Annotated in this window: 20 protein-coding genes; 10 read left to right on the plus strand and 10 right to left on the minus strand. The window is 72.5% G+C overall.

Annotated elements, in window-relative coordinates; all coding sequences use genetic code 11:
* Positions 1–5 precede the first annotated feature (5 nt).
* From HW566_RS05620 to HW566_RS05630, 3 genes are all read left to right on the plus strand, one after another.
* A complete protein-coding gene (locus tag HW566_RS05620; protein ID WP_178011130.1) occupies positions 6–794 on the plus strand; it encodes a siderophore-interacting protein in 789 nt (262 codons plus the stop codon).
* A gap of 62 nt (positions 795–856) precedes the next feature.
* Positions 857–1,231, plus strand: coding sequence for a DUF6412 domain-containing protein (locus tag HW566_RS05625; RefSeq protein WP_178009303.1), 375 nt, complete (start codon positions 857–859; stop codon positions 1,229–1,231).
* Between the two features lie 82 nt (positions 1,232–1,313).
* The gene (locus tag HW566_RS05630; protein ID WP_178011132.1) at positions 1,314–2,039 is read left to right on the plus strand and encodes a YidC/Oxa1 family membrane protein insertase; all 726 of its coding nucleotides are present in this window, start codon (positions 1,314–1,316) and stop codon (positions 2,037–2,039) included.
* A gap of 82 nt (positions 2,040–2,121) precedes the next feature.
* On the opposite strand, the gene HW566_RS05635 is transcribed toward HW566_RS05630, so the two are convergent.
* From HW566_RS05635 to HW566_RS05645, 3 genes are read right to left on the minus strand one after another with little or no spacing between them, the layout of a single operon-like run.
* On the minus strand, positions 2,122–4,197 hold the full coding sequence (locus HW566_RS05635) for a S9 family peptidase (protein ID WP_178011134.1): 2,076 nt from the start codon (positions 4,195–4,197) through the stop codon (positions 2,122–2,124).
* 23 nt (positions 4,198–4,220) lie between these two features.
* Positions 4,221–5,051: an aldo/keto reductase gene (locus tag HW566_RS05640; protein ID WP_178011136.1), complete on the minus strand. Its 831-nt coding sequence runs from the start codon at positions 5,049–5,051 to the stop codon at positions 4,221–4,223.
* 55 nt (positions 5,052–5,106) lie between these two features.
* A complete protein-coding gene (locus tag HW566_RS05645; RefSeq protein ID WP_178014716.1) occupies positions 5,107–5,874 on the minus strand; it encodes a Cof-type HAD-IIB family hydrolase in 768 nt (255 codons plus the stop codon).
* A 155-nt stretch (positions 5,875–6,029) separates the two neighbouring features.
* Between HW566_RS05645 and HW566_RS05650 the strand changes: the two genes are divergently transcribed.
* The 4 genes from HW566_RS05650 to HW566_RS05665 all read left to right on the plus strand — a co-directional run bounded on the left by HW566_RS05650 (position 6,030) and on the right by HW566_RS05665 (position 10,275).
* Positions 6,030–7,298 (plus strand): sensor histidine kinase, encoded by a 1,269-nt coding sequence (locus HW566_RS05650; protein WP_178011137.1) that lies wholly within the window; start codon positions 6,030–6,032, stop codon positions 7,296–7,298.
* On the plus strand, positions 7,286–7,963 hold the full coding sequence (locus HW566_RS05655) for a LuxR C-terminal-related transcriptional regulator (RefSeq protein WP_178011139.1): 678 nt from the start codon (positions 7,286–7,288) through the stop codon (positions 7,961–7,963). The genes HW566_RS05650 and HW566_RS05655 overlap by 13 nt, the downstream gene beginning before the upstream one ends.
* Positions 7,960–8,841 carry a hypothetical protein gene (locus tag HW566_RS05660; protein ID WP_178011141.1) on the plus strand — a complete coding sequence of 294 codons (882 nt, stop codon included), beginning with the start codon at positions 7,960–7,962 and terminating at the stop codon, positions 8,839–8,841. The genes HW566_RS05655 and HW566_RS05660 overlap by 4 nt, the downstream gene beginning before the upstream one ends.
* A gap of 222 nt (positions 8,842–9,063) precedes the next feature.
* Complete coding sequence (locus tag HW566_RS05665; protein WP_256728884.1) at positions 9,064–10,275, plus strand: MFS transporter; 1,212 nt, start codon at positions 9,064–9,066, stop codon at positions 10,273–10,275.
* Here HW566_RS05665 and HW566_RS05670 read toward each other — a convergent pair.
* From HW566_RS05670 to aztB, 6 genes are all read right to left on the minus strand, one after another.
* A complete protein-coding gene (locus HW566_RS05670; protein WP_178011143.1) occupies positions 10,241–10,387 on the minus strand; it encodes a hypothetical protein in 147 nt (48 codons plus the stop codon). The two genes, HW566_RS05665 and HW566_RS05670, sit on opposite strands and share 35 nt — an antisense overlap.
* A 91-nt stretch (positions 10,388–10,478) precedes the next feature.
* On the minus strand, positions 10,479–11,318 hold the full coding sequence (locus tag HW566_RS05675) for a hypothetical protein (RefSeq protein WP_178011144.1): 840 nt from the start codon (positions 11,316–11,318) through the stop codon (positions 10,479–10,481).
* A 41-nt stretch (positions 11,319–11,359) separates the two neighbouring features.
* Positions 11,360–12,544 carry a zinc metallochaperone AztD gene (gene aztD, locus HW566_RS05680; RefSeq protein WP_178011146.1) on the minus strand — a complete coding sequence of 395 codons (1,185 nt, stop codon included), beginning with the start codon at positions 12,542–12,544 and terminating at the stop codon, positions 11,360–11,362.
* Between the two features lie 29 nt (positions 12,545–12,573).
* Positions 12,574–13,476, minus strand: coding sequence for a metal ABC transporter substrate-binding protein (locus HW566_RS05685; protein ID WP_178011148.1), 903 nt, complete (start codon positions 13,474–13,476; stop codon positions 12,574–12,576).
* Positions 13,473–14,690 (minus strand): hypothetical protein, encoded by a 1,218-nt coding sequence (locus HW566_RS05690; RefSeq protein ID WP_178011151.1) that lies wholly within the window; start codon positions 14,688–14,690, stop codon positions 13,473–13,475. The genes HW566_RS05685 and HW566_RS05690 overlap by 4 nt, the downstream gene beginning before the upstream one ends.
* Complete coding sequence (gene aztB, locus HW566_RS05695) at positions 14,687–15,571, minus strand: zinc ABC transporter permease AztB (protein WP_178011152.1); 885 nt, start codon at positions 15,569–15,571, stop codon at positions 14,687–14,689. Before aztB ends, HW566_RS05690 begins: the two co-directional genes overlap by 4 nt.
* Before the next feature lie 54 nt (positions 15,572–15,625).
* On the opposite strand from aztB, the gene aztA reads away from it, so the two are divergent.
* Together aztA and pgi are read left to right on the plus strand one after the other, a co-directional pair.
* Complete coding sequence (gene aztA, locus HW566_RS05700; protein WP_178011154.1) at positions 15,626–16,372, plus strand: zinc ABC transporter ATP-binding protein AztA; 747 nt, start codon at positions 15,626–15,628, stop codon at positions 16,370–16,372.
* Positions 16,373–16,376: 4 nt separating this feature from the next.
* A complete protein-coding gene (gene pgi / locus HW566_RS05705) occupies positions 16,377–18,062 on the plus strand; it encodes a glucose-6-phosphate isomerase (RefSeq protein WP_178011156.1) in 1,686 nt (561 codons plus the stop codon).
* A 32-nt stretch (positions 18,063–18,094) separates the two neighbouring features.
* Here the strand turns inward: pgi and HW566_RS05710 are convergent, their stop codons facing one another.
* Positions 18,095–18,649, minus strand: a complete 555-nt coding sequence (locus tag HW566_RS05710) for a helix-turn-helix domain-containing protein (protein WP_178011158.1) — start codon at positions 18,647–18,649, stop codon at positions 18,095–18,097.
* A gap of 66 nt (positions 18,650–18,715) precedes the next feature.
* Here HW566_RS05710 and HW566_RS05715 point away from each other — a divergent pair, with 66 nt between their 5' ends.
* The gene (locus tag HW566_RS05715) at positions 18,716–20,284 is read left to right on the plus strand and encodes a bifunctional NAD(P)/FAD-dependent oxidoreductase/class I SAM-dependent methyltransferase (protein ID WP_178011160.1); all 1,569 of its coding nucleotides are present in this window, start codon (positions 18,716–18,718) and stop codon (positions 20,282–20,284) included.
* Positions 20,285–20,295 lie beyond the last annotated feature (11 nt).

Raw genomic sequence — 20,295 nt, forward strand, 5'->3', positions numbered from 1 at the left:
CCTTCATGACCGAGTCGACCGCAACCTCCGCGTTCCAGATCGTGCGCCGTCCCCTCGACCTGCGCTTTCGAACCGTCCGGCTCGCGGCTCGACAATGGATCACCCCCGCTTACGTCCGGGTGCGGCTCGAGGGCGTCGACCTGCGCGGATTCGACTCCCCCGGTTGCGACGATCACATCCGCGTCTTCTTCCCCGAGCTGCCACCCGAGAGCATCGACGAGATGCGCGCGGCACCCAGCCGCGAGTACACCCCGCTCGCCTGGGATCCCGACGAGGCCTGGCTCGACCTCGAGTTCGCACTCCACGGGGATGCCGGGGTGGGCGCGACGTGGGCGGCGACCGCCGAGATCGGCTCGGTCGTCGGCATCGGCGGTCCGCGCGGCTCGGCCGTACTCACCGGCCGCCCCGACGGTTGGCTGCTCGCCGGCGACGAGACGGCCGTGCCCGCCATCCGGCGGTTCGCTCATCTCATGGATGCCGACGCGGTGGGCCGGGTGCTGATCGAGGTGCCGACCCCCGAGCGAGAGATCGAGATCACCGCGCCGCCCGCGATCGTCGTCGAGCACATCTACCGTGGTGCCGCGGCTGCGGGCTCGGCGCTGTCGACGCGCCTGGACGCTCTCGGCGAGGCCGAGCGGCCCCCGGGAGCCGTGTTCGGCTTCATCGCCGCCGAGCAGTCGATCGTGCGCGCCGGACGCCGGCTGCTCTTCGACCGCTGGCAGCTCGACCCCGAGCGGGTGATCGTCAAGGGCTACTGGAAGCGCGGCGAGCCCGAGTATCACGCGCCCCACTGAGCCGCGCGGTCGGGCCACCGGACGCAGCACCCTCTTCGCGACCGGTGGGTTAGCATCGCGGGATGAAGGCCCGCGTCGGAGCACCGCGGCCGCCCGAGCCACGGGGGGCGGCGGTACGGCGGATGCTGGCGCGCCTGCACGCGCTGCGCGAACGGGTGGGCCGCGTGAGCGTGCTCCCGCTGGTGCTGTCGGTCCTCGGTGCGATGGCGCTCGGCGACTCCGACTCGATGGCCGCGGCCACCGCGGTGGCGCTGCTGGTGCTCGCGATCGGCGTGATCGCCGCCGCGACCGCCACCGTGGCCACGACGGCGCCGGGTTCGCGCAGGCCCGACCCGCGGCGGTCGATCTCGCCGTCGACGCTGCTCGCGCAAAGCGATCCCGATGCTCCCGGTCGGCGCCGTCCGCGTGCGCCGGGCATCGCGGCCGCAGCCGCGTAGCCACACCCGGGAGGCCGACCGCGCCGCCTGGCGTCCCTTCGCGGCTGATGCCCTGTGCTCAGCATCGACGATCGGACTCTCCGTGGACCTGTTCTCCTTCCCGCCCCTCGCCGCCGCGCTCGACGCCGTGGCCTCGCTCCTCGCCGCATCCACCGCGGCACTCGAACCCGCGTTCGGCGGCCTCGCCGCCGCGGCATCCGTCATCCTCGTCACCGTCGTCGTACGCACGACCCTCATCCCCGCCGGTGTCGCGCAGGCACGAGCTGACCGTGCCCGCGCGCGGCTGGCCCCGCGCCTGCGCGAGCTCCAGCAGCGCTACCGGACCGACCGCGAGAGGCTGCAGCGCGAGACGCTGAAGCTGTATCGCGACGAGGACGTCTCGCCGACGGCCGGGTGCCTGCCGCTACTCGTCCAGGCACCGGTCGTGGGGCTGCTGTACGGCGTCTTCATCCATCCCACGATCGCCGGGCACCCCAACGGACTGCTCGCGCAGACCCTCCTCGGGGTCCCGCTGGGCTCGAGCCTCGCGGGCACCGTCGTCGCCGGAGCCCCGTCCCTCGGCTCGATCGTCGTGTTCGGCACCGTCATCGCCGCGATCGCGCTCGTCGGCGAGCTGACACGTCGCGCATTCCGAGTGACGGAGGCATCGGCCGCGCTGTCCGGGGTGCTCGGGGTCGCCCAGTTCGCGACCGCGGTCGTCGCGGTGTTCGTGCCGCTCGCGGCGGGGCTCTACCTCGCGGTGACGGTTGCCTGGACGCTGGCCCAGCGCCTCATCCTCCGCCGCCTCTTGCCGCCCGCGCCAGCGTGAACCTCGACCTGACGGAAATGGTCCCCTCCTGAGCAGGGAAGGGACCATTTCGGTCGGTCGAACGCCGCGAGGGTGCGACCGCTCAGGGGCGCGGGGGCAGCTTCTCCTGGAGGAACGCGAAGACCGTCTCGTACCAGACCCGCGCGTTCTGCGGCGAGAGGATCCAGTGGTTCTCGTCGGGGTAGTACAGGAACCGATGCGGACTCGTGCCGTCCTCGGCCGCGTGGTGCTCGTTGAGGTCCGCCCACAGCCGCAGGCCCTCGCCGATCGGCACCCGGTAGTCCCGATCGCCGTGGATGACGAGCATCGGCGTCCGGATGTCGGCGACGAAGCGGTGCGGCGAGTTGGCGATGACGCCCTCGGGGCTGAAGATGCTCTGCCAGTAGGGCGCGAAGTCGGTCGTTCCGGCGAACTGGTCGAACGCCCAGAGGCTCGCGTGGGTCACGATCGCGTCGAAGCGGTCGGTGTGGCCCGCGACCCAGTTGGCCATGTAGCCGCCGAACGATCCGCCCATCGCGGCCGTCCGGGCCTCGTCGATGTCGTCGCGCGCGACGACGGCGTCCGTGATCGACATGAGGTCGGTGAAGGGTGCCGCACCCCAGGCATCCCACCCGCGCGCGATGAAGTCGAGCCCGTAGCCGGTCGACAGGGCCGGGTCGGGCAGCAGCACGGCGTAGCCGCGGGCCGCGGCCAGCAGCGGGCTCCATCGCCAGCTCCATGCGTTCCAGCTGTTCAGCGGCCCGCCGTGGATCCACAGGAGCAGCGGCGCGGGGGTCGCGGCATCCGTTCCCTCGGGCAGCACGAGCCAGCCGCGCACGCGGGCGCCGTCGGCTGCCGTCGTCTCGACCTCCACCATCGACGCGGTCGTCGCCGGTGAGGGCGCCGGGTTCGCCAGCGGGGTCACCGCTCCGTCGGCGGCGACGCGGACGGGATGCGGCGGCGTCATCCAGTTCGAACGCAGCGCGATGAGGTCCGAGGTTCCGGAGACCGACTCGACGTGCGTGTACGCGAAGTCGTCGTGCGTCGTCTGCGTCACGGCGGCGCCGTCGAGGGGCACGGTGAAGACCGGGCCGCGACCGTCGTGGTCGGCGGTCACGATGAGGGCGGCGTCGTCATCGGAGAAGCGGATGCTGCTCGGCCACCGGTCCCAGTCCGACGCCAGACGCTGCACGTCGTCGCCCCCGAGGGCGCTCACCCAGAGCTCCTGGTCGGCGGGCCCGGCGGGCGTGGACTTCGCGCTGCGGACGTACGCGACGCGGCTGCCGTCACGGCTGATGACGGGCATCTCGACGTCGACGTCGACCTCGTCGCGGAGGATGTTCTGCGCGCCGGTCACGGTGTCGATCGCGACGAGACGGTGCCGGGCGTCACGCCCCTGCGGCTCGGGCACCGAGACGACGAGCGTGGTGCCATCCGGAGTGAGCGCCATCCCCGCCGTCGATGCCGCGCGGCCCCGGAGCAGGATGCGCGGACGCGGGAGGCCCGCAGGGTAGGGCTCCTCCGCGACCTCGGCCGTCCCCGCGGCGGCGCCGACGACCTCGTCGACGGCCTCGTCGGCGGTCGCGATGACAGCGGGCGCATCGGCCAGCTCGTCCAGATCGAGCGTGAGCAGCGCGGGCTCGTGCGGACCGAGATCGTGGTCCCAGTACCGCACGGGGTACGTGTCGTGGATGATCGCCGAGACCTTGAGCTTCTTCCGCTCCGCCCGCAGCTTCGCATCGGCCTCGATCGTGGCGGCCTCGGGAAGCAGCGACGACGCGATCACGATGCGGTCGGACTCCGCGGCGGTGACGACGGCGGAGACGCCGCCGGCGAGTCGGGTCACGGGACGCGCCTCACCTCCGGCGGCCGGGAGCAGCCAGAGCTGGGCGGGCGCCCCGTCCGCCGCGTCGTTGTCGGGGCGCGCCGAGACGAACAGCAGATCGCCGGTGGATGTGAACACCGCGCCGGACTCGCCGGTGGTCGAACGCGTGAGGCGACGCGGCGCGCCCGTGCCGTCGGCGGGCACGGACCACAGCGAGCGTTCGTAACCGGTGCGATCCTTCGTGAGGGTCGCGACCGTCAGCACGACGCGCGATCCGTCGGGCGAGGTCGCCGCGGCATCGATGCGCGGAAGGGCGTAGTAGTCGTCGAGAGAGTCGAACGGAGTCGTCGGCATGCCTCAACGCTATCCGGCGCGGGCTACATCTCCTCGTGTGTGTCGGGGTCACCGTCCCAGAGACGGCCGCGCTCGAGCGCGCTGATCGCGGTGATCTCATCACCCGAGAGCAGGAAGTCGAACACATCCGCGTTCTCGCGCTGACGTGCGGCGTCGGCCGATTTGGGGATCGGCGTGGACGACAGCTGCGTGTGCCAGCGCAGCACCACCTGCGTTCCGGTGACGCCGTGAGCGGCGGCGATCTCGCTGACGGCCGACTCGCTCAGAAGCTCGCTGCGGCGTGCCAGCGGGCTCCAGCTCTCGGTGCGGATGCCGTTCGCAGCATGGAACGCGCGCAGCGCCGCCTGCGGGAAGTAGGGGTGCATCTCGACCTGGTTCACCGCGGGCGCCACGCCGGTCTCGTCGATGAGCCGCGCCAGCATGGGCTCGGTGAAGTTCGACACCCCCACCGAACCGACCTGTCCCTCGTCGCGCAGCGCGAGCATCGCACGGTACGTCTCGAGGTATCTGCCCTGACTGGGGTTCGGCCAGTGGATGAGGTAGAGATCGATCGTCTCGACGCCCAGTCGCGCGAGCGATCCCTCGGCGCTGCGGATCGTCTCGTCGAAGCCGTGATCGCGCCCGGGTACCTTCGTGGTGATCACCAGCTGGTCGCGGATGCCGCTGCGGCGCACCGCCTCGCCCACCTCGGTCTCGTTCTCGTAGTTCACCGCGGTGTCGATCAGCCGGTATCCGGTGTCGATCGCCGCGGCGATCGCGGCCACGCCGTCCTCGCCGCGCAGGTTGTAGGTGCCGAGCCCGAGCTCGGGGAAATCGGAGCCGTCGTTGAGCGAAACGGTGGGGATCGTGACCATGACCGCCACGCTACGCCCGCGCGGATCGCGCGCGCACGGGGTTGCGTTCCGCCCGTCAGCGGGCCAGGAGCTCCTCGATGACCGTGATCACACCGCCCTCGGTGTGCGAGGGCGCACGGTAACGCGCCACTTCCACGACCTCGGGATGAGCCTCGGCCATCGCATACGACCACCGCGCTCCGCGGAGCAGCTCGAGGTCGTTGAGGTAGTCCCCGAAGGCCATGGTCTGCTCCGGACCGATGCCGAGGGCATCCTGCAAGCGCGCCAGCGCGCGCCCCTTGTCGACACCCGTGTTCATGATGTCGACCCAGTGCCTGCCCGAGACGACGACCTGATGGGTCTCGCGCAGGTCGAACAGCTCGGGTGCCACCGACTGCTCGGCCAGCGCGAAGTCGAAGACGGCGAGCTTGAGCACCTGATCGTCGACCGCGGTGAGATCCTCGACGACCTCCAGCCGCGCGTAGTAGCGGTCGGCCTCGGCGAGGAACGCCGCATCGGAGCGCTCGATGTAGGCCGAGCGCTTGCCGCACACCACGAGACCGATGTCGAGACGGGCGAGCCCGCGCACGCGTTCGATCACCGCCCGCGCGAACTCCGGCGCCACGGCATCCGAGCTCACCTCCACGCCGTCGCGCATCACGTACGCGCCGTTCTCGGCGATGTAGTCGAGCTCCACGTCCGCCGGGGCGAACTGACGCTGCAGTGTCGCGAGCTGACGCCCGCTGGCCGGCGCGAACGCGATGCCGCGGTCGCGCAGCCGTGGCAGCAACCGCCACAGCCCGTCGGGGATGCGCCCGTCCGCGTCGAGGAGCGTGCCGTCCATGTCGACGGCGATCAGACGGATGTCGGGAGAGGTCACAGCTCCATCCTCGCCGACGGCGGGCCCCGGCACCGTCGGCGAGAATCGGGGGTTAACCCGAACGGTGGTCTCCGGCCCGCTCCCCTGTACCGCGGGCGCGGCGGTCCTAGCGTGGAGTCATGACCACAGCCGTCGCCTCCTCCGCCCCGCCGGCACGCGCCGTGCGCGTGCTGCGCCCGATCGTCGCGCTCCTCCAGCTCGCCGCCATCGGGCTCGCCGGGACCATCGTCTTCACCGTGCTCCTCACTCTCATGGCCACGGGCATCGGGCTGGCCCCGGTGCTCGGGCTCGGGCTGCCCCTGCTCGTGGCGTTCGTCTACGGACTGTGGCTCACCGGATGGCTCGAGTACGCCCGCGTCGACGGCCTGTACCGCCTCGACCTCCCCGCGCTCGAGCCGCGTCGCAGCGGACGCCCCGGGTTCGGCGGGTGGCTGCGTACGGTGTGGCTGCAGTTCGTCGACGGCCGGATGTGGCGCGGCGTCGCCCACGCCGGCATCTCGACGGTGCTCGGCATCGTCGTCTTCTGGCTCGCGGGCATCCTGGCCTCGGGCATCGCGCTGATCTTCGCTCCCCTCTACGCCACCGGCGAGGTCGGCATCGCGAGCACGGGGATCGCGGTACCGGTCGATGCCGCCGTCCTCGTCGGAGCGTTGGCGGTGCTCGTCTCCGCCGCGGTGCTGGCGGGCATCGCGCTCCTGCACGGCATTCTCGTGCAGGCGATCCTCGTCCCCTCCCGCGAGGCGCAGCTGGTCGAGGCCGCCCGCACAGCGGGCATGCAGCGAGAGGGCGCCGTGCGGGCGAGCGAGCTGGAACGGACCCGGATCGAACGCGACCTGCACGACGGCGTCCAGCCCCGGCTGGTTTCGGTGGGGATGACGCTGGGGCTCGCGCAGCAGAAGATCGACGACGACCCGGATGCCGCCAAGCAGCTGCTCGCCGAAGCGCACACCTCGACCAAGGCGGCCATCACCGAGCTGCGCCAGCTCGCCCGCGGCATCCACGCCTCGGTGCTCGATGACCGCGGTCTCGACGCGGCACTGTCGGCCCTCGCCGCGCGGTCGCATGTCCCGGTCCACCTGGATGTACGCGTGGACCAGCGATGCGGTCGCACCGCCGAGGCCGCGGTGTACTTCGCGATCGCCGAGTCGCTGACCAACGCCGCCAAGCACTCCCGCGCGGCCGAGTGTCGCGTCGTCGTCCGGCATCGCGACGACCACAGCCTGTGGGCCCGGGTCGAGGACAACGGTGTCGGTGGCGCCCGCGTCATCGCCGGCGGCGGCCTCGACGGCATCATCAACCGCATCACCGCCGCGGGGGGCGCGACGCGCCTCGACAGCCCCGCCGGCGGGCCGACCGCCCTGGAGGTGAGCGTCCCATGCGCATCCTGATCTGCGAGGACTCGGCGCTGCTGCGCGAGGGGCTCGTGCGTCTTCTGGCCGACTCGGGGCACGAGATCGTCGCGGCCGTCGCCCATGCCGACGGCATCGGGGCCACGGTGGCTCGGACCCGGCCCGACCTCTGCATCCTCGATGTGCGGCTCCCGCCGACGTTCACCGACGAGGGCATCCGTGCCGCCCTCGCGCTGCGGGCCGAGTACGCCGCGCTGCCGATCCTGGTCCTCAGCCAGTACGTCGAGGAGCGCTACGCGAGCGAGCTCATCACCTCGCACGGTGCGGCGCTGGGCTACCTGCTCAAGGATCGTGTGGCCGATGTGGGCGAGTTCGTCTCGACCGTGGAGCGCATCGCTGGCGGAGCGACCGTCCTCGACCCCGAGGTGGTCGCCCAGCTGCTGACGCGCCGATCGCGGGACGAGCGGCTCGCGCATCTCACTGAGCGCGAACGCACGGTGCTCGCGCTGATCGCCGAAGGACGCAGCAACCAGGCGATCGCCGCGGCGATGTTCCTCAGCGAGGCGAGCGTCGAGAAGCACATCACCTCGCTCTTCCAGAAGCTCCACCTCGAGCAGGACGAGCACGGCAACCGCCGGGTGCTCGCCGCGCTCGTCCATCTCGAACACGGCGGCCCGTCGCCGCAGAACGGAGCAGTCCGATGAGCACGACCCTGACCCCGCCCCCCGCAACGCCCCCGGAGACGCCTGCCGGCCCGCCGGACGCGCCGGTCGGCACCTCTCCGCAGCCGGCGGCCCCGTCATCCGGGTCCCGCGCCATCGCGGTCCTGTGCGCCGCCGCCGGCGGCGCGCTCATCCTCTTCGCCGCCGGCACCGGCGTGATCTCGACCGTCACGAGCGGGGCCGAGCGGACCGCCACCCTCACGGCTTCGACGAGCGGTGTCACCGCGCTCGAGGTCGACACCGCGGCGGCGGAGGTCGAGGTGTCGTTCGCGTCCGTCGACGAGGCGACGCTCACCGTCACCGGCTCGCGCGGCGCCGACAGCTGGGAGCTCTCTCGATCGGGCGACCGCCTCGTCGTCGATTCCGATCGCGACTGGTGGGGAAGCTGGAGCCTGTGGGGAGACAGCGCCCGGGCGACGCTCGTGCTGCCCGACACGCTCGCGGGCGTCGACGCCGACCTCCGCGTCGGCGCGGGCTCGATGCGCGTCGCGGGCGAGTTCGGCGACCTCGAGCTGACGGTGGACGCCGGCTCGATCGACGCCTCGGGCACGGCGGAGACGGTCGGCACCACCGTCTCCGCCGGGCGAGCATCGATCGAGCTCCACGGGGTACGCGACGCCGTGGTCCAGCTCAGCGCGGGCCGGGTCTCGGGGGCCCTCACCGGTACGGCTCCGAGATCGGTCACCGTCGACGCCGAGGCGGGTGGAGTCGACCTCACCCTGCCGGCCGCGCGCTATGCGGTGAGCGCGAGCGAGGAGGCGGGGTCGTTCAGCAGCCGACTCCTGGAGGATCCGGCATCCGCTCACCGCGTCGAGGTCACCGTCTCGGCGGGGTCGGTGGTGCTGAACCCGTCGCGGTGAGGCGAGCCCCGGCGATCCTGGAAGATCACTATGCGGCACCGATGAACACCCGTCTCCGATTGCGCGCCGTTACCGGTCCGTTATAACTTCGAATCACGCAGTTCCCCCCGACTGCGCGGTGTGATCTCTGGTGCAAGGGATGACAGGGCCGGCCGACGAATCTCGTCGGCCGGCCCTTCTCGCGTTTCCGCCGGGTGCCACGACGCGCCCTAGGCTGGCCGGGTGCGTGCGTTCACCGGTCATCTGCCCGGGTCGCCCGCCTACCGCCGCGTGATCGCCGGACTCTTCTTCGCGGGTGTGGCGACGTTCGCGCAGTTGTACTCGCCGCAGGCGGTGCTCCCGTTCGTCGGAGCGGAGTTCGGGGTCGAGCCCGCCACGGCCGCACTCGCGGTGTCGGCATCGACACTCGGGTTGGCGGTCGCCGTCATCCCCTGGTCGGTCGTGGCCGACCGGATCGGACGCGTGCCGGCGATGGCCCTGGGCGTGATCGCCGCCACCGTGATGGGATTGCTCGCGCCTCTGGCACCCGCACTGCCCCTGCTCCTGGGTGCACGCCTGCTCGAGGGCATTGCGCTCGGCGCGGTGCCCGCGATCGCGCTGGCCTATCTCTCCGAGGAGGTCGCCCCCGCTCACACCGCCACGGCCGCCGGGAGCTACATCGCCGGGACGACGATCGGCGGCCTGCTCGGGCGCGTCGTGGCCGGGCCCTTCGGCGACATCGGGCTCTGGCGGGGCGGCGTGTTCGCCGTGGCCGCCGTCTGCGCCGCATCGGCGGCGCTGTTCGTCTGGCTGACACCGCGCGCCCGCGGATTCACGCCCGGGCGCCGCCGGGAGGTCCGCGGCCCGTCTGCGGCAGCCCGTCTGGCTGCGAACCTGAGCGATCGACGCCAGCTCGCGCTGTACGCGCAGGGGTTGCTGCTCATGGGCGGATTCGTGGCGGTCTACAACTACCTCGGCTTCCACCTCGTCGAACCCCCGTACTCCTTGCCGCTGTGGGTCGTCAGCTCCCTCTTCCTCGCCTACCTCGCGGGGACGGTCACCTCTCCGTGGGCGGGCTCTCTGGCGGGTCGCTTCGGACGCCTGCCGGTGCTGCTCGGGTCGCTCGGAGTGATGGGAGCGGGCGTCGCGGTGACGGCGGTGCCCTCGCTGATCGCCGTGCTCGTGGGGCTGCTCGTCCTCACGGCGGGCTTCTTCGCCGCCCACGCCGTCGCGTCGGGCTGGGCGCCGAGCATCTCCGCGCCGCACGCTCGCGCGCAGGCGGCCTCGCTGTACTACCTCGGCTACTACGGCGGATCGAGCCTGTTCGGGTGGCTGCTCGGGTACGCGTTCCACGGGCTCGGCTGGGACGGCGTCGCCGGCGGCGTCCTGGCGATGATCGCGGCGGCGGCCGTGTTCGCGCTCATCGGGCTGCGGGGTCGGCGCTCTCCGGGGTGAGCGCGGCGGCGTCCTCGTCGCTTTGCGGCTCGGGCGGCGGGGCGAGAGCGTAGGCCCGCGACAGGTGACGGTACTGCGGCGAGGCGAACGCCACCAGGACCAGCACGAGCATGACCGCGCTGGCGGCGACGAAGGCGAGCGCGATACCGCGCGCATCACCTCCGCCCAGGAGCCACCGCCGAAGACACGCAGAAGGGGCGTCGTCACCCGATCGGCCGGGCGCGGAGCGACGGGTCGGCGAGCGACCACTTCTGCGCGGTCTGCATGAGCCAGAAGGCGACGAAGATCACGAGCGCGATCACCTCGCCGATCAGCACCACCGGGAGCCCCGCCACCACGCCGAGCAGGAAGGTGGCGACGAGGTCGGCCGGGAGCGCGACGGCGAGCCCGACGTACGCGATCCGCAGGCGCCGGGACGGCGGGTGCTCGACCGACGGACGGATCGCCTCGGCCAGCGCCACCCCGGCGATGAGCGCGAAGAAGGCGACCGCGGCGACGACGTGGAGGCGGCCGAGCCCAGCCGGAGCACGGGTGGCGAACAGCGCCACCGCCGCGAGCACCCCGACGGCGATCGCGAGGGTGGGCGCCGCCGCGGCGAGCTCGATGTCGCCGCGCGAGCCCAGCACCACTCCGACCACGACGACGAGCGCGCCGACCACGACATAGGTCGTCACCGCGTTGGCGAGGTCGGCGACGACGGGCGCGGGAATGCAGGAAGCCGCGCAGTCCAGAGCAAGACCCGGCACCTCGCCTGGCGCCACCGGCGTCGGGACGATCGCCACGAGCGGGGCCAGCAGTGCGGCGACATCCAGCAGTACCCGCTGCGGGCCGCGGCCCGACAGGACCAGCAGGCACACCGCGGCCGCGACGAGGGCGGCGGAGAACACGGTGCGCGCCGGGGTGTAGAAGTAGTGGCTCAGGCTCGGCAGCACCCCCGCGTCGGGCACCGCGAGGGCGACGGAGACCAGGAGCGCGACGGGCGCCCCGGCCAGGGCCAGGCGGAGGTAGCGGTAGGTGCGCTGCGAGGTCGAGACGGCCGGCACCGCATCAGGCTAACCGGCGGTCCCGACCCCGCGCGCGGGGGTCAGGAGATCGCGGCGATCTCGTTCGGGACGTGCGGCAGCTGGACCGTCTGCACGACCTCGCCCGTGGTGAGGTCGACGGCGACGAGCTCGCTGTCGGCGGGGTCGGTCACGTAGGCGATGTCGCCCGCGACCTTGACGGCGGGGTGCGGCGCCTGCCATTCGGCCGGCCCTTCCCAGGCGTCGATGACCGGCAGCGACTTCGTGATCTCGCCGGTGGCGGGGTCGATCCAGTGCAGCGAGCCGTCGGTGCCGATGAGCACGGCCTCACCGGCGGGACCGCGCGCGACGCCGCGGAAGGTGTACTCCACGCCCGCCGGAAGCGCGACCTTCGTCAGCGACTTCGCCTCGGTGTCGACCAGGGCGATGTTGCGCAGGAGGTAGCCCTCGGCGTCGGGGTCGTCCTTGTAGTCCATGACCACGAGCGGGCTCGACTCCGAGACGTAGGCGTTGCCGATCCGGCCGTACGCATCGGGCGAGGTGACCTTGGTGATCTCGCCGTCGGCGTAGATGAGGGCGCCGTTCTCGCAGCCGAACACCACGCGCTCGCCCTCGGCCGTGCCCTCGCCGTGCACGCCGGGGCAGTCCGCGTTCGCGGCGATCTCGGTGCGGTCGGCGTCGAGGACACGGATGCCGGTGCGCCCGGACTCGCCTCCGACGGTGGTCAGCAGCGTACCGTCCTCGAGTTCGACCGACACCCCGTGGTGCGCCTCGACGCCCGGGATGACCTCGGCGTCCGGCAGCGCGCCGTCGAGGGAGGCGAGGTCGGCGGTCTCGAAGATCGTCGTGTCGCTCGTCGCGTCGTCGTAGAGCACGGTCTTGCCGCCGTGCACCACGACGTGCCCGGCGGTCGCCGCCGGGACGAGGAGGTCGGTGAGCTCGGGCTGCTGCACGTCGAGCAGCTGGAAGCCCGCCGAGGTGGTGACCATCACGTGACGGTCGTCGCCCGCGGCGTTCAGACGGATGAACTCCTCCGACTCGAACTCGCCGAGCACGTCGAGGTCGTCGCCGCCGAGCACGAGGACGCCGCCCTCGTAGCCGATCGCGACCCGCGGGCCCTCGGGGGCGGAGGTCTCGCCACCGGCGTCACCGGTCGGGCTCGACGCGGGCGCCGGGGTGGACGAGCAGCCCGCCAGCACGAGGGCGGCGGCGCCGACCAGGGCGCCGATCTGCAGGGTTCTCTTCATGGGGTGTGTTTCCTTTCCAGGGAAATGCCTCATCGGGTGAGGCCGTCGGAGATGCGCTGAAGGTTCTGGCGCATCATGTCGAGGTAGGTGTCGCCGGGCGACCCGACGGGCGCGAGCGACTCGGTCAGCAGCGGTACGACGTCGACGTCTCGGCCGGCCTCATCGGCCAGCACCTGCATGAGACGGTCGGGCTGCGACGAGTCGGCGAAGATCGTGCGGACGCCCGCGGTGTCGATCGCGTCGACGAGTTCCTGCAGATCGGAGGCGCTCGGCGCCGCGAGGGTCGTGCCCCCGGGCACGGCGGCGCCGAGGATGCGCACGTCGTATCGCCGGGCGAGGTAGCCGAAGACGTGGTGGTTGGTCACGAGCGCACGATGCTCGGTCGCGATGGCGGCGAGCCCGGCGGACGTCTCGGCGTCGAGGGCCTCGAGGTCGGCGAGGTACGCCGCGGCGGCATCCGTCACCGCCCCGCCCTCTTCGCCGGCGAGGTCGACGAGCGCCGGCGCGAGCGCGTCGACGACGCGGGCGGTCTGGGTCGGATCGGTCCAGAAATGCGGGTCGACCGCGTCGGAGTCGAGGTAGCCGAGAACCTCGACGTGGTCGCCGGCGACGAACTGCGCGACGCCGTCGTCGGCGGACGCATCGACGTGGTGCTGCACGCCTTCCTCGAGACCGAGCCCGTTCGAGACCACGAGGTCGGCGCCGCGCATCGTCGCAGCGTCCTGAGCCGACAGCTCGAAGGAGTGAGGATCGGCGTCGCGGGGCATGAACGTGACGACCTCGAGCTGGTCGCCGGCGAGCGTCTCGACGATGTCGCCCAGGATGTTGGTGGTGACCACGACAGTGGGGCGGTCGCTGCCGGGCGCGGCGCATCCCGCGAGCGACAGCACGGCGGCCACGGTCGCGGCGACGGCGAGGGCGGCGCGCCTCATCGTCCGGTCTCCGTGAACAGCATCGGCGCGTGGCCGGTCTCGAAGCTCCGCGCCACGCGCGCCCCGTCGGCGGGGTCGAGCTCGAACAGCGTGCGCTCGGCGGGCCCGTTGAGGTATGTGCGTCGCTGGTCGGCGACGAGCTCGACGCCGGCGGCCAGTGCGGGGTCGGCGAGCGAGCCGGCCACGAGCTGCTCGGTCCGGGCCAGGATCTCACCCGTCGCCCCCGACAGCACCAGTACCGAGCCGTCCGCCGCGAGCGCGACGACGGTCTCGTCGGCGTCGTCGACTGCGGTCACCCGCGCGATCGGCTCCCCGGCGTCGTGAGCGGTCCACGAGCGTTCCCGCGTGTCGAGCAACCAGAAGGCGGTCGAGGCGGTGAGACCGGCCACCGTGGGGCGGCCCTCCCGCGCGGCGAACGACACGGCGCGCTCCGGTCCGCCCTCGAGGTACGGGATGCGCTCGAGGACCGTGCCCGCGGCATCCGTGACCGCCAGCACAGCGCCGTCGGCGCAGCCGACGACGACCCCGACGTTCGTCGCGATCGAGCCCGACGGCTCGGGGCACGTCGTCGCGTCGAGCTCCTCGCCGGCCGCGTCCACGTGGCGGAGCTCCCCGGCGACGGCATCCGCGAGAAGGGCGCCCGAGGGGAGGGGGACGACGAACGAGCCCGGAGCGTCGAGGTCGAGGCGGAAGCTCTCGATGACATCGCCGCGTTTGAGCGCGTCGAGATCGAGCAGCACCGCTTCGCCGGTATCGCCGCCGTCGAAGTAGACGCCGGCGCCGAGGTCGCTCGTCACGGTGCGGGGCGTGCCGGTGCCCTCGAGATCGCCGAGGATGCGGGCCGGGGCCTCGTAGTAGTGGAAGTGGTCGACGTGGTTCCAGGTCCACACCCCGCTGTCGACGATCGAGACGGCACCGTCGCGGCCCGCGAACAGAAAGCGCCCCTCGCTGTCGAGCGTCTTCGCCGGTGGGATGTCGCCGAGCGTCACGGACTCCTCGTCGATCAGGTCGAGATGGTGGATGCCGCCGTCGGCGGCGATGCTCGTCAGGTGCAATGCCGGCTCGGCGAGCTCGCGCGCCCCGGCGACGGCGCCGTGGCCGTCGCCGAGCGCGCTGGCCTCGGGGGTGGGTTCGGCCGTCGCGGATGTCTGGCAGCCGGCCAGCAGCGCGACGCTGCTCAGGGCGACGAGCGCGAGAGGTGCACGAGGAGTCATGGGGTCCTTTCCGGGACGGTCGGGAGGGTGTGCGCGTCGGAGTGCGCCCCGGCCTCCGCCGGGCGCACCGCGCGGGCGAGGGCATGGGCGACGGTCGAGACCGCCCCCGAGCAGATGGCGGTGAAGGCCACGGTCGCCCCGGCGGCGGTGCCGAGGTGCCACGACAGCAGGAGGCCCACGGCCACGGAGAGCGACCCGATGGTGGCCGCGAGGATCATCGTGGGCACGATGCGGCGGGTCCAGCGGCCGGCCGCCACCGCAGGACCGAGGAGCATCCCCACCACCAGCAGCGATCCGACGGCCTGGTAGGCCGACACCACGGCGAGCGTCACGAGGCCGACGAGCACGATGTGCGCGACCCGCGGCCGCAGCCCCAGCAGCTGCGCCTGCCGGGGATCGACGGTCAGGGCGACGAAGGAGCGGTGGCCGGCGGTGGCCACGGCGACGGTGACGACGAGGGCCACGGCGAGCGCGGCGAGCTCGGGCGTGCCGATGGCGAGGATGTCGCCGAAGAGGATGGCCGATGCGTCGGTCGCGAAGCTGCGCGACGCCGAGATCACGATGATGCCGAGCGAGAGGCTCGCGACGAACAGCAGCCCGATGCTCGTGTCGGCTGAGAGACGTCCGCGGCGCTGGAGCACCCCCACCCCGAGCGACATGGCGGCCGCGCTGACAGCCGCTCCGGCCATCGGCGGGAATCCGGTGAGCGTGGCCACGGCCACGCCGGGCAGCATCCCGTGCGCCATCGCCTCGCCGAGGAAGGCCATGCCGCGCAGCACCACCCAGGTGCCCACGATGCCGCACACGATCGCCACGAGGACACCGCCGAGCAGGGCGCGCTGGACGAACGCGACGGCGAACGGATCGAGGAGGAGGGACACGATCGACGACCCTACATGAAAGTGAGAACGGTTTTCATTTGCAATAATCGACGGATGCCGAACCTCTCGCTTCCGCTCTGCGATCGCGTGCTCGACCTCCGCGACGTGGTCGTCGCCTTCGACGGTCACGTCGCCCTCCGCGGCGTGACGCTCCAGGTCGAGCGCGGCGAGGTCGTCGCCGTGGTCGGTGCGAACGGGTCGGGCAAGTCGACACTGCTCGCGGTGTCGGCGGGACTCCTGGCCCCGACCGCAGGCTCCGTCCACCGCCCTCCCGGCACGCGCATCGCCCTCGTGCCGCAGGCCACCAACGACGGGGCCCGCCTGCCCCTCACCGTCACCGACCTCGTCGCGATGGGACGGTGGCGCGAACGCGGGGCGTTCCGTCCGCTGCGCCGTTCCGACCGCATCCGCATCGCGGACGCCATCGAGACCGTCGGGCTCGCCGATCTCGCCCGCCGCCCGCTCGGGCTGCTCTCGGGCGGGCAGCGCCAGCGCGCCTACCTGGCCCAGGCGCTCGCTCAGGACGCCGACCTGCTGCTGCTCGACGAGCCGATGAGCGGACTGGATGCGCCGTCGCGGGGCGCCGCGGCATCCGCCCTGACGACGGTCGCCGCGGCCGGCGTCGCCGTGATCGTCGTCACGCACGACCTCGGGGAGCTCGGCGCCGTCGACCGGGTCTGCCGGATCGACGACGGGCGCATCGCCGCATCGTCCGCCGCCGGCTTGGCAGGGGCCGATCGAGCTACGGCGACTTCTTCCGACGCGCCGCGTGGACGGGGCACCGCGCCACGGCTAGCGTGAGAGCGTGACCGCTGCTCCCATCGATGCCACCTCCACCGCCGCCTGGGCCGACCTCGAGTCGCTGCACACGGGCTTCACCCCCGATCTGCGCGGGTGGTTCGACGCCGACCCCGGCCGTGTCGAGCGCCTGAGCCTGCCGCTGGCCGACCTGCACGTCGACCTGTCGAAGAACCTCGTCACCGACGAGATCGTCGCCGCCCTCGTACACCTCGCCGAACAGACCGGGGTCGCCGAGCGCTACGCCGCCATGCGCGCGGGAGAGCACATCAACACCACCGAGGACCGTGCGGTGCTGCACACCGCGCTGCGCCGTCCCGCCGGGGCCCAGCCCGCGCTGGTCGTCGACGGGCAGGACATCGACGCCGACGTGCAGGCCGTGCTCGAGAAGATGTCGGCGTTCGCCGACCGCGTGCGCTCGGGCGAGTGGACCGGCATCACCGGCAAGAAGGTCACCCATGTCGTCAACATCGGCATCGGCGGCTCCGACCTCGGCCCCGTGATGATCTCCGAGGCACTGCGGCCCTTCGCCACGGCGGGCATTCAGGCGCGGTTCGTCTCGAACATCGACCCTTTCGACATCGCGGACAAGACCGCCGACCTCGACCCCGAGACGACGCTGTTCATCGTCGCGTCGAAGACCTTCACGACGCTCGAGACGCTCACCAACGCGCGTCTCGCGCGCGACTGGCTGTGGGCGGGCCTGCAGCAGGCGGGCGCGATCGACGACAGCGACGCGAAGAAGACGGATGCCGTCGCCCACCACTTCGTCGCCGTCTCGACCGCGCTCGACAAGGTGGAGGCCTTCGGCATCGACCCCGCCAACGCCTTCGGCTTCTGGGACTGGGTGGGCGGCCGCTACTCGGTCGACTCGGCCATCGGCCTGTCTCTCGTGATCGAGCTCGGCCCCGCGGCGTTCCGCGACCTGCTCGCCGGCTTCCACGCGGTGGACGAGCACGTGGCGTCCACCCCGCTCGACCAGAACGTGCCCGTGCTGATGGGTCTCCTCAACGTCTGGTACACGAACTTCCTCGGGGCCCAGACCCACGCGGTGCTCCCCTATGCGCAGCAGCTGCACCGCTTCGCGGCCTACCTGCAGCAGCTGACGATGGAGTCCAACGGCAAGTCGGTGCGCTGGGACGGCTCGCCGGTGACCTCCGACACCGGCGAGGTGTTCTGGGGCGAGCCCGGCACCAACGGCCAGCACGCGTTCTACCAGCTGATCCACCAGGGCACGCGGCTCATCCCGGCCGACTTCATCGCCTTCGTCAACCCCGCGCACCCGCTCACCGACGGCGGCCGCGACGTGCACGGGCTGTTCCTGGCGAACTTCCTGGCCCAGACCAAGGCGCTCGCCTTCGGCAAGACGGCCGAGGAGGTCGAGGCCGAGGGCACGACCGGAGCGCTCGTCGCCGCACGCACGTTCGCGGGCAACCGCCCGACGACGTCGATCTTCGCGCCGGCGCTCACGCCGAAGGTGCTGGGCGAGCTCATCGCGCTCTACGAGCACATCACCTTCACGCAGGGCACGATCTGGGGCATCAACTCCTTCGACCAGTGGGGCGTCGAGCTCGGCAAGCAGCTGGCCCTGCAGATCGCACCCGCGATCGAGGGCGACGAGGCGGCGCTCGGGGCCCAGGACGCCTCGACGCAGGCCCTTCTCGCCTACTACCGCTCCCACCGCCAGGCCTGACCCGCCCCTCCCCTCCTGGCGTCGGTGGGACGTCAGTCGGGCGCGGTCAGGGTGTGCATGCGCTCGCCCGCCGCGTTGAAGATGCTGATGACCTCGGCCGGCCGCGCCCCGACGGCGCTGATGGAGTGCGGGGTGCGGGTGTCGAACTCGGCCGCCTCGCCGCGGGCGAGGGTGATCTCCTGTTCGCCGAGCACCAGGCGTACACGCCCGCTCAGCACGTAGAACCATTCGAAGCCGTCGTGCACCCGCGGCTCGGGCGCTGCGTCGCTCGGGGGATAGGTCACCTTGTAGGTCTGCACGGGCGAGCTCTCGCGCGTGAGCGGCGCGATCACGTGCCCGTGCCGCGTCGTCGCGGGCCGTCGCACGCGGGGGTCGGGCTGCTCGGCGGGCACGAGATCGTCGATGCGGATGCCGAGGTGCCGGGTGAGGGGAACGAGCAGCTCGAGACTCGCCTGGCGTTTGCCGGACTCGAGCCGCGACAGCGTGCTCGCCGACATCCCCGCCCGGCTCGCGAGCTCGTCGAGGGTGAGCCCGCGTTCCTGCCGTGCCGCCCGCAGCCGCGGGCCGATCTGTTCGAGTCCGGTCATTCCAACAGTTTGCCATTTCGGCAAACTGGTTTGCTGGGTTGCGTCCCGCGAGCGGATGCTGTGGGCATGCAGAACTTCGATCATGACGTGGTCATCGTCGGCGCGGGCCCGGCGGGCCTCAGCGCCGCACAGATGCTCGGGCGCGCCGGGCGACGCACACTCGTCCTCGACTCCGAGCGTCCGCGAAACCGCTTCGCAGAGCACATGCACGCCGTCGTGGGCTTCGACGGGGTCTCGCCCGGCGAACTCCGCCGCCGCGGACGCATCGAGGCCGAGGCATACGGCGTCGCTTTCCGCGGGGCTCGGGTCGAGCGTGTGGGCGAGGTCGACGGCGGACTCGAGATCGTCCTCGCCGACGACGTCGACACGATCGCGACGCGGGCCCTCGTGGTCGCGACGGGCGTCGCCGATCGGCTGCCGGATGTGCCCGGTCTCGCGGAGCGCTGGGGCCGCACCGTGCTCCACTGCCCGTACTGCCACGGATGGGAGGTGCGCGGGCGCCGCATCGGCGTGCTCGCCACCTCTCCGATGAGCCTGCACCAGATCGAGCTCGTCCGGCAGTGGAGTCCCGACGTCGTGGCCTTCACCGCGGCGCTCGGCGAGCTCGGAGGCGACATCCGCGAACGGCTGGCGGCACGCGGCATCCGGGTGGTCACGTCCCCCGTGGTCGCCGTCGAGGGCCCCGACGGGGCGGACGCGGATGAGGCCGCGATCGGCGCGGTCGTGACCTCCGACGGACGACGGTACACGGTCGACGCGATCTTCACGGGGGGCCGGCTCGAGCCGCACGACGCCTTCCTCACCGGCCTCGACCTCGCGCGGGCCGATGGCCCCGTCGGGTCGTTCATCGCCGTCGACCCGGCCGGCGCGACGAGCCATCCGCTCGTCTGGGCCGCGGGCAACGTCGTCGTGCCGATGGCGAACGTCCCGCTGTCGATGGGTGCGGGCTCGATGGCGGGCGCCGCCGTCAACGGCGCTCTCGTCGCCCTCGATGCGGCAGCGGCGGTCGAGCGCCGTCGCGGTCACGCCGCCGACTGGGATGCGCGCTACGCCGAGACCGAACGCGTCTGGTCGGGCCGCGTCAACGAGGCGACGTCGACGGTGATCGCCGACCTCGAGTCGGCCGGCGCACTCTCTCCGGGCACGGCGCTCGACCTGGGCTGCGGCGAGGGCGGCGACGCGCTCTGGCTCGCGTCGCGCGGATGGACGGTCACGGGCGTCGACCTCTCCCCCACCGCCGTGTCGCGCGCGCAGGCGGCTGCGCGGGACGCCCGGCTCGACGCGACCTTCCTGGCCGGAGAGATCGACTCGATCGAGCTCGGCACGTTCGACCTGGTGACGACGAGCTTCCTCCACTCGTGGGACGCGGAGTTCTCGCGCATCCCGCTGCTGCGCACCGCACTCCGGCACGTCGCTCCCGGGGGCAGGCTGCTCGTCGTGACGCACGTCGGCGCGCCGCCCTCGGCCGGGGAGCATGACCATCCGCCGTTCGCGACCCCCGCCGAGGAGCGTGCGGCGCTCGACCTCGACCCGACGGAGTGGACCGTCGAACGCGAGGAGATCCGCGCGCGGCGGAGCCTGTCGGCCGGGCACCACCTCTCGGACGGCATCCTGCTGCTCCGCCGCCACGCCTGAAACGGAACGGA

The organism is Microbacterium oleivorans, assembly GCF_013389665.1.
Classification (GTDB): Bacteria; Actinomycetota; Actinomycetes; order Actinomycetales; family Microbacteriaceae; genus Microbacterium; species Microbacterium oleivorans_C.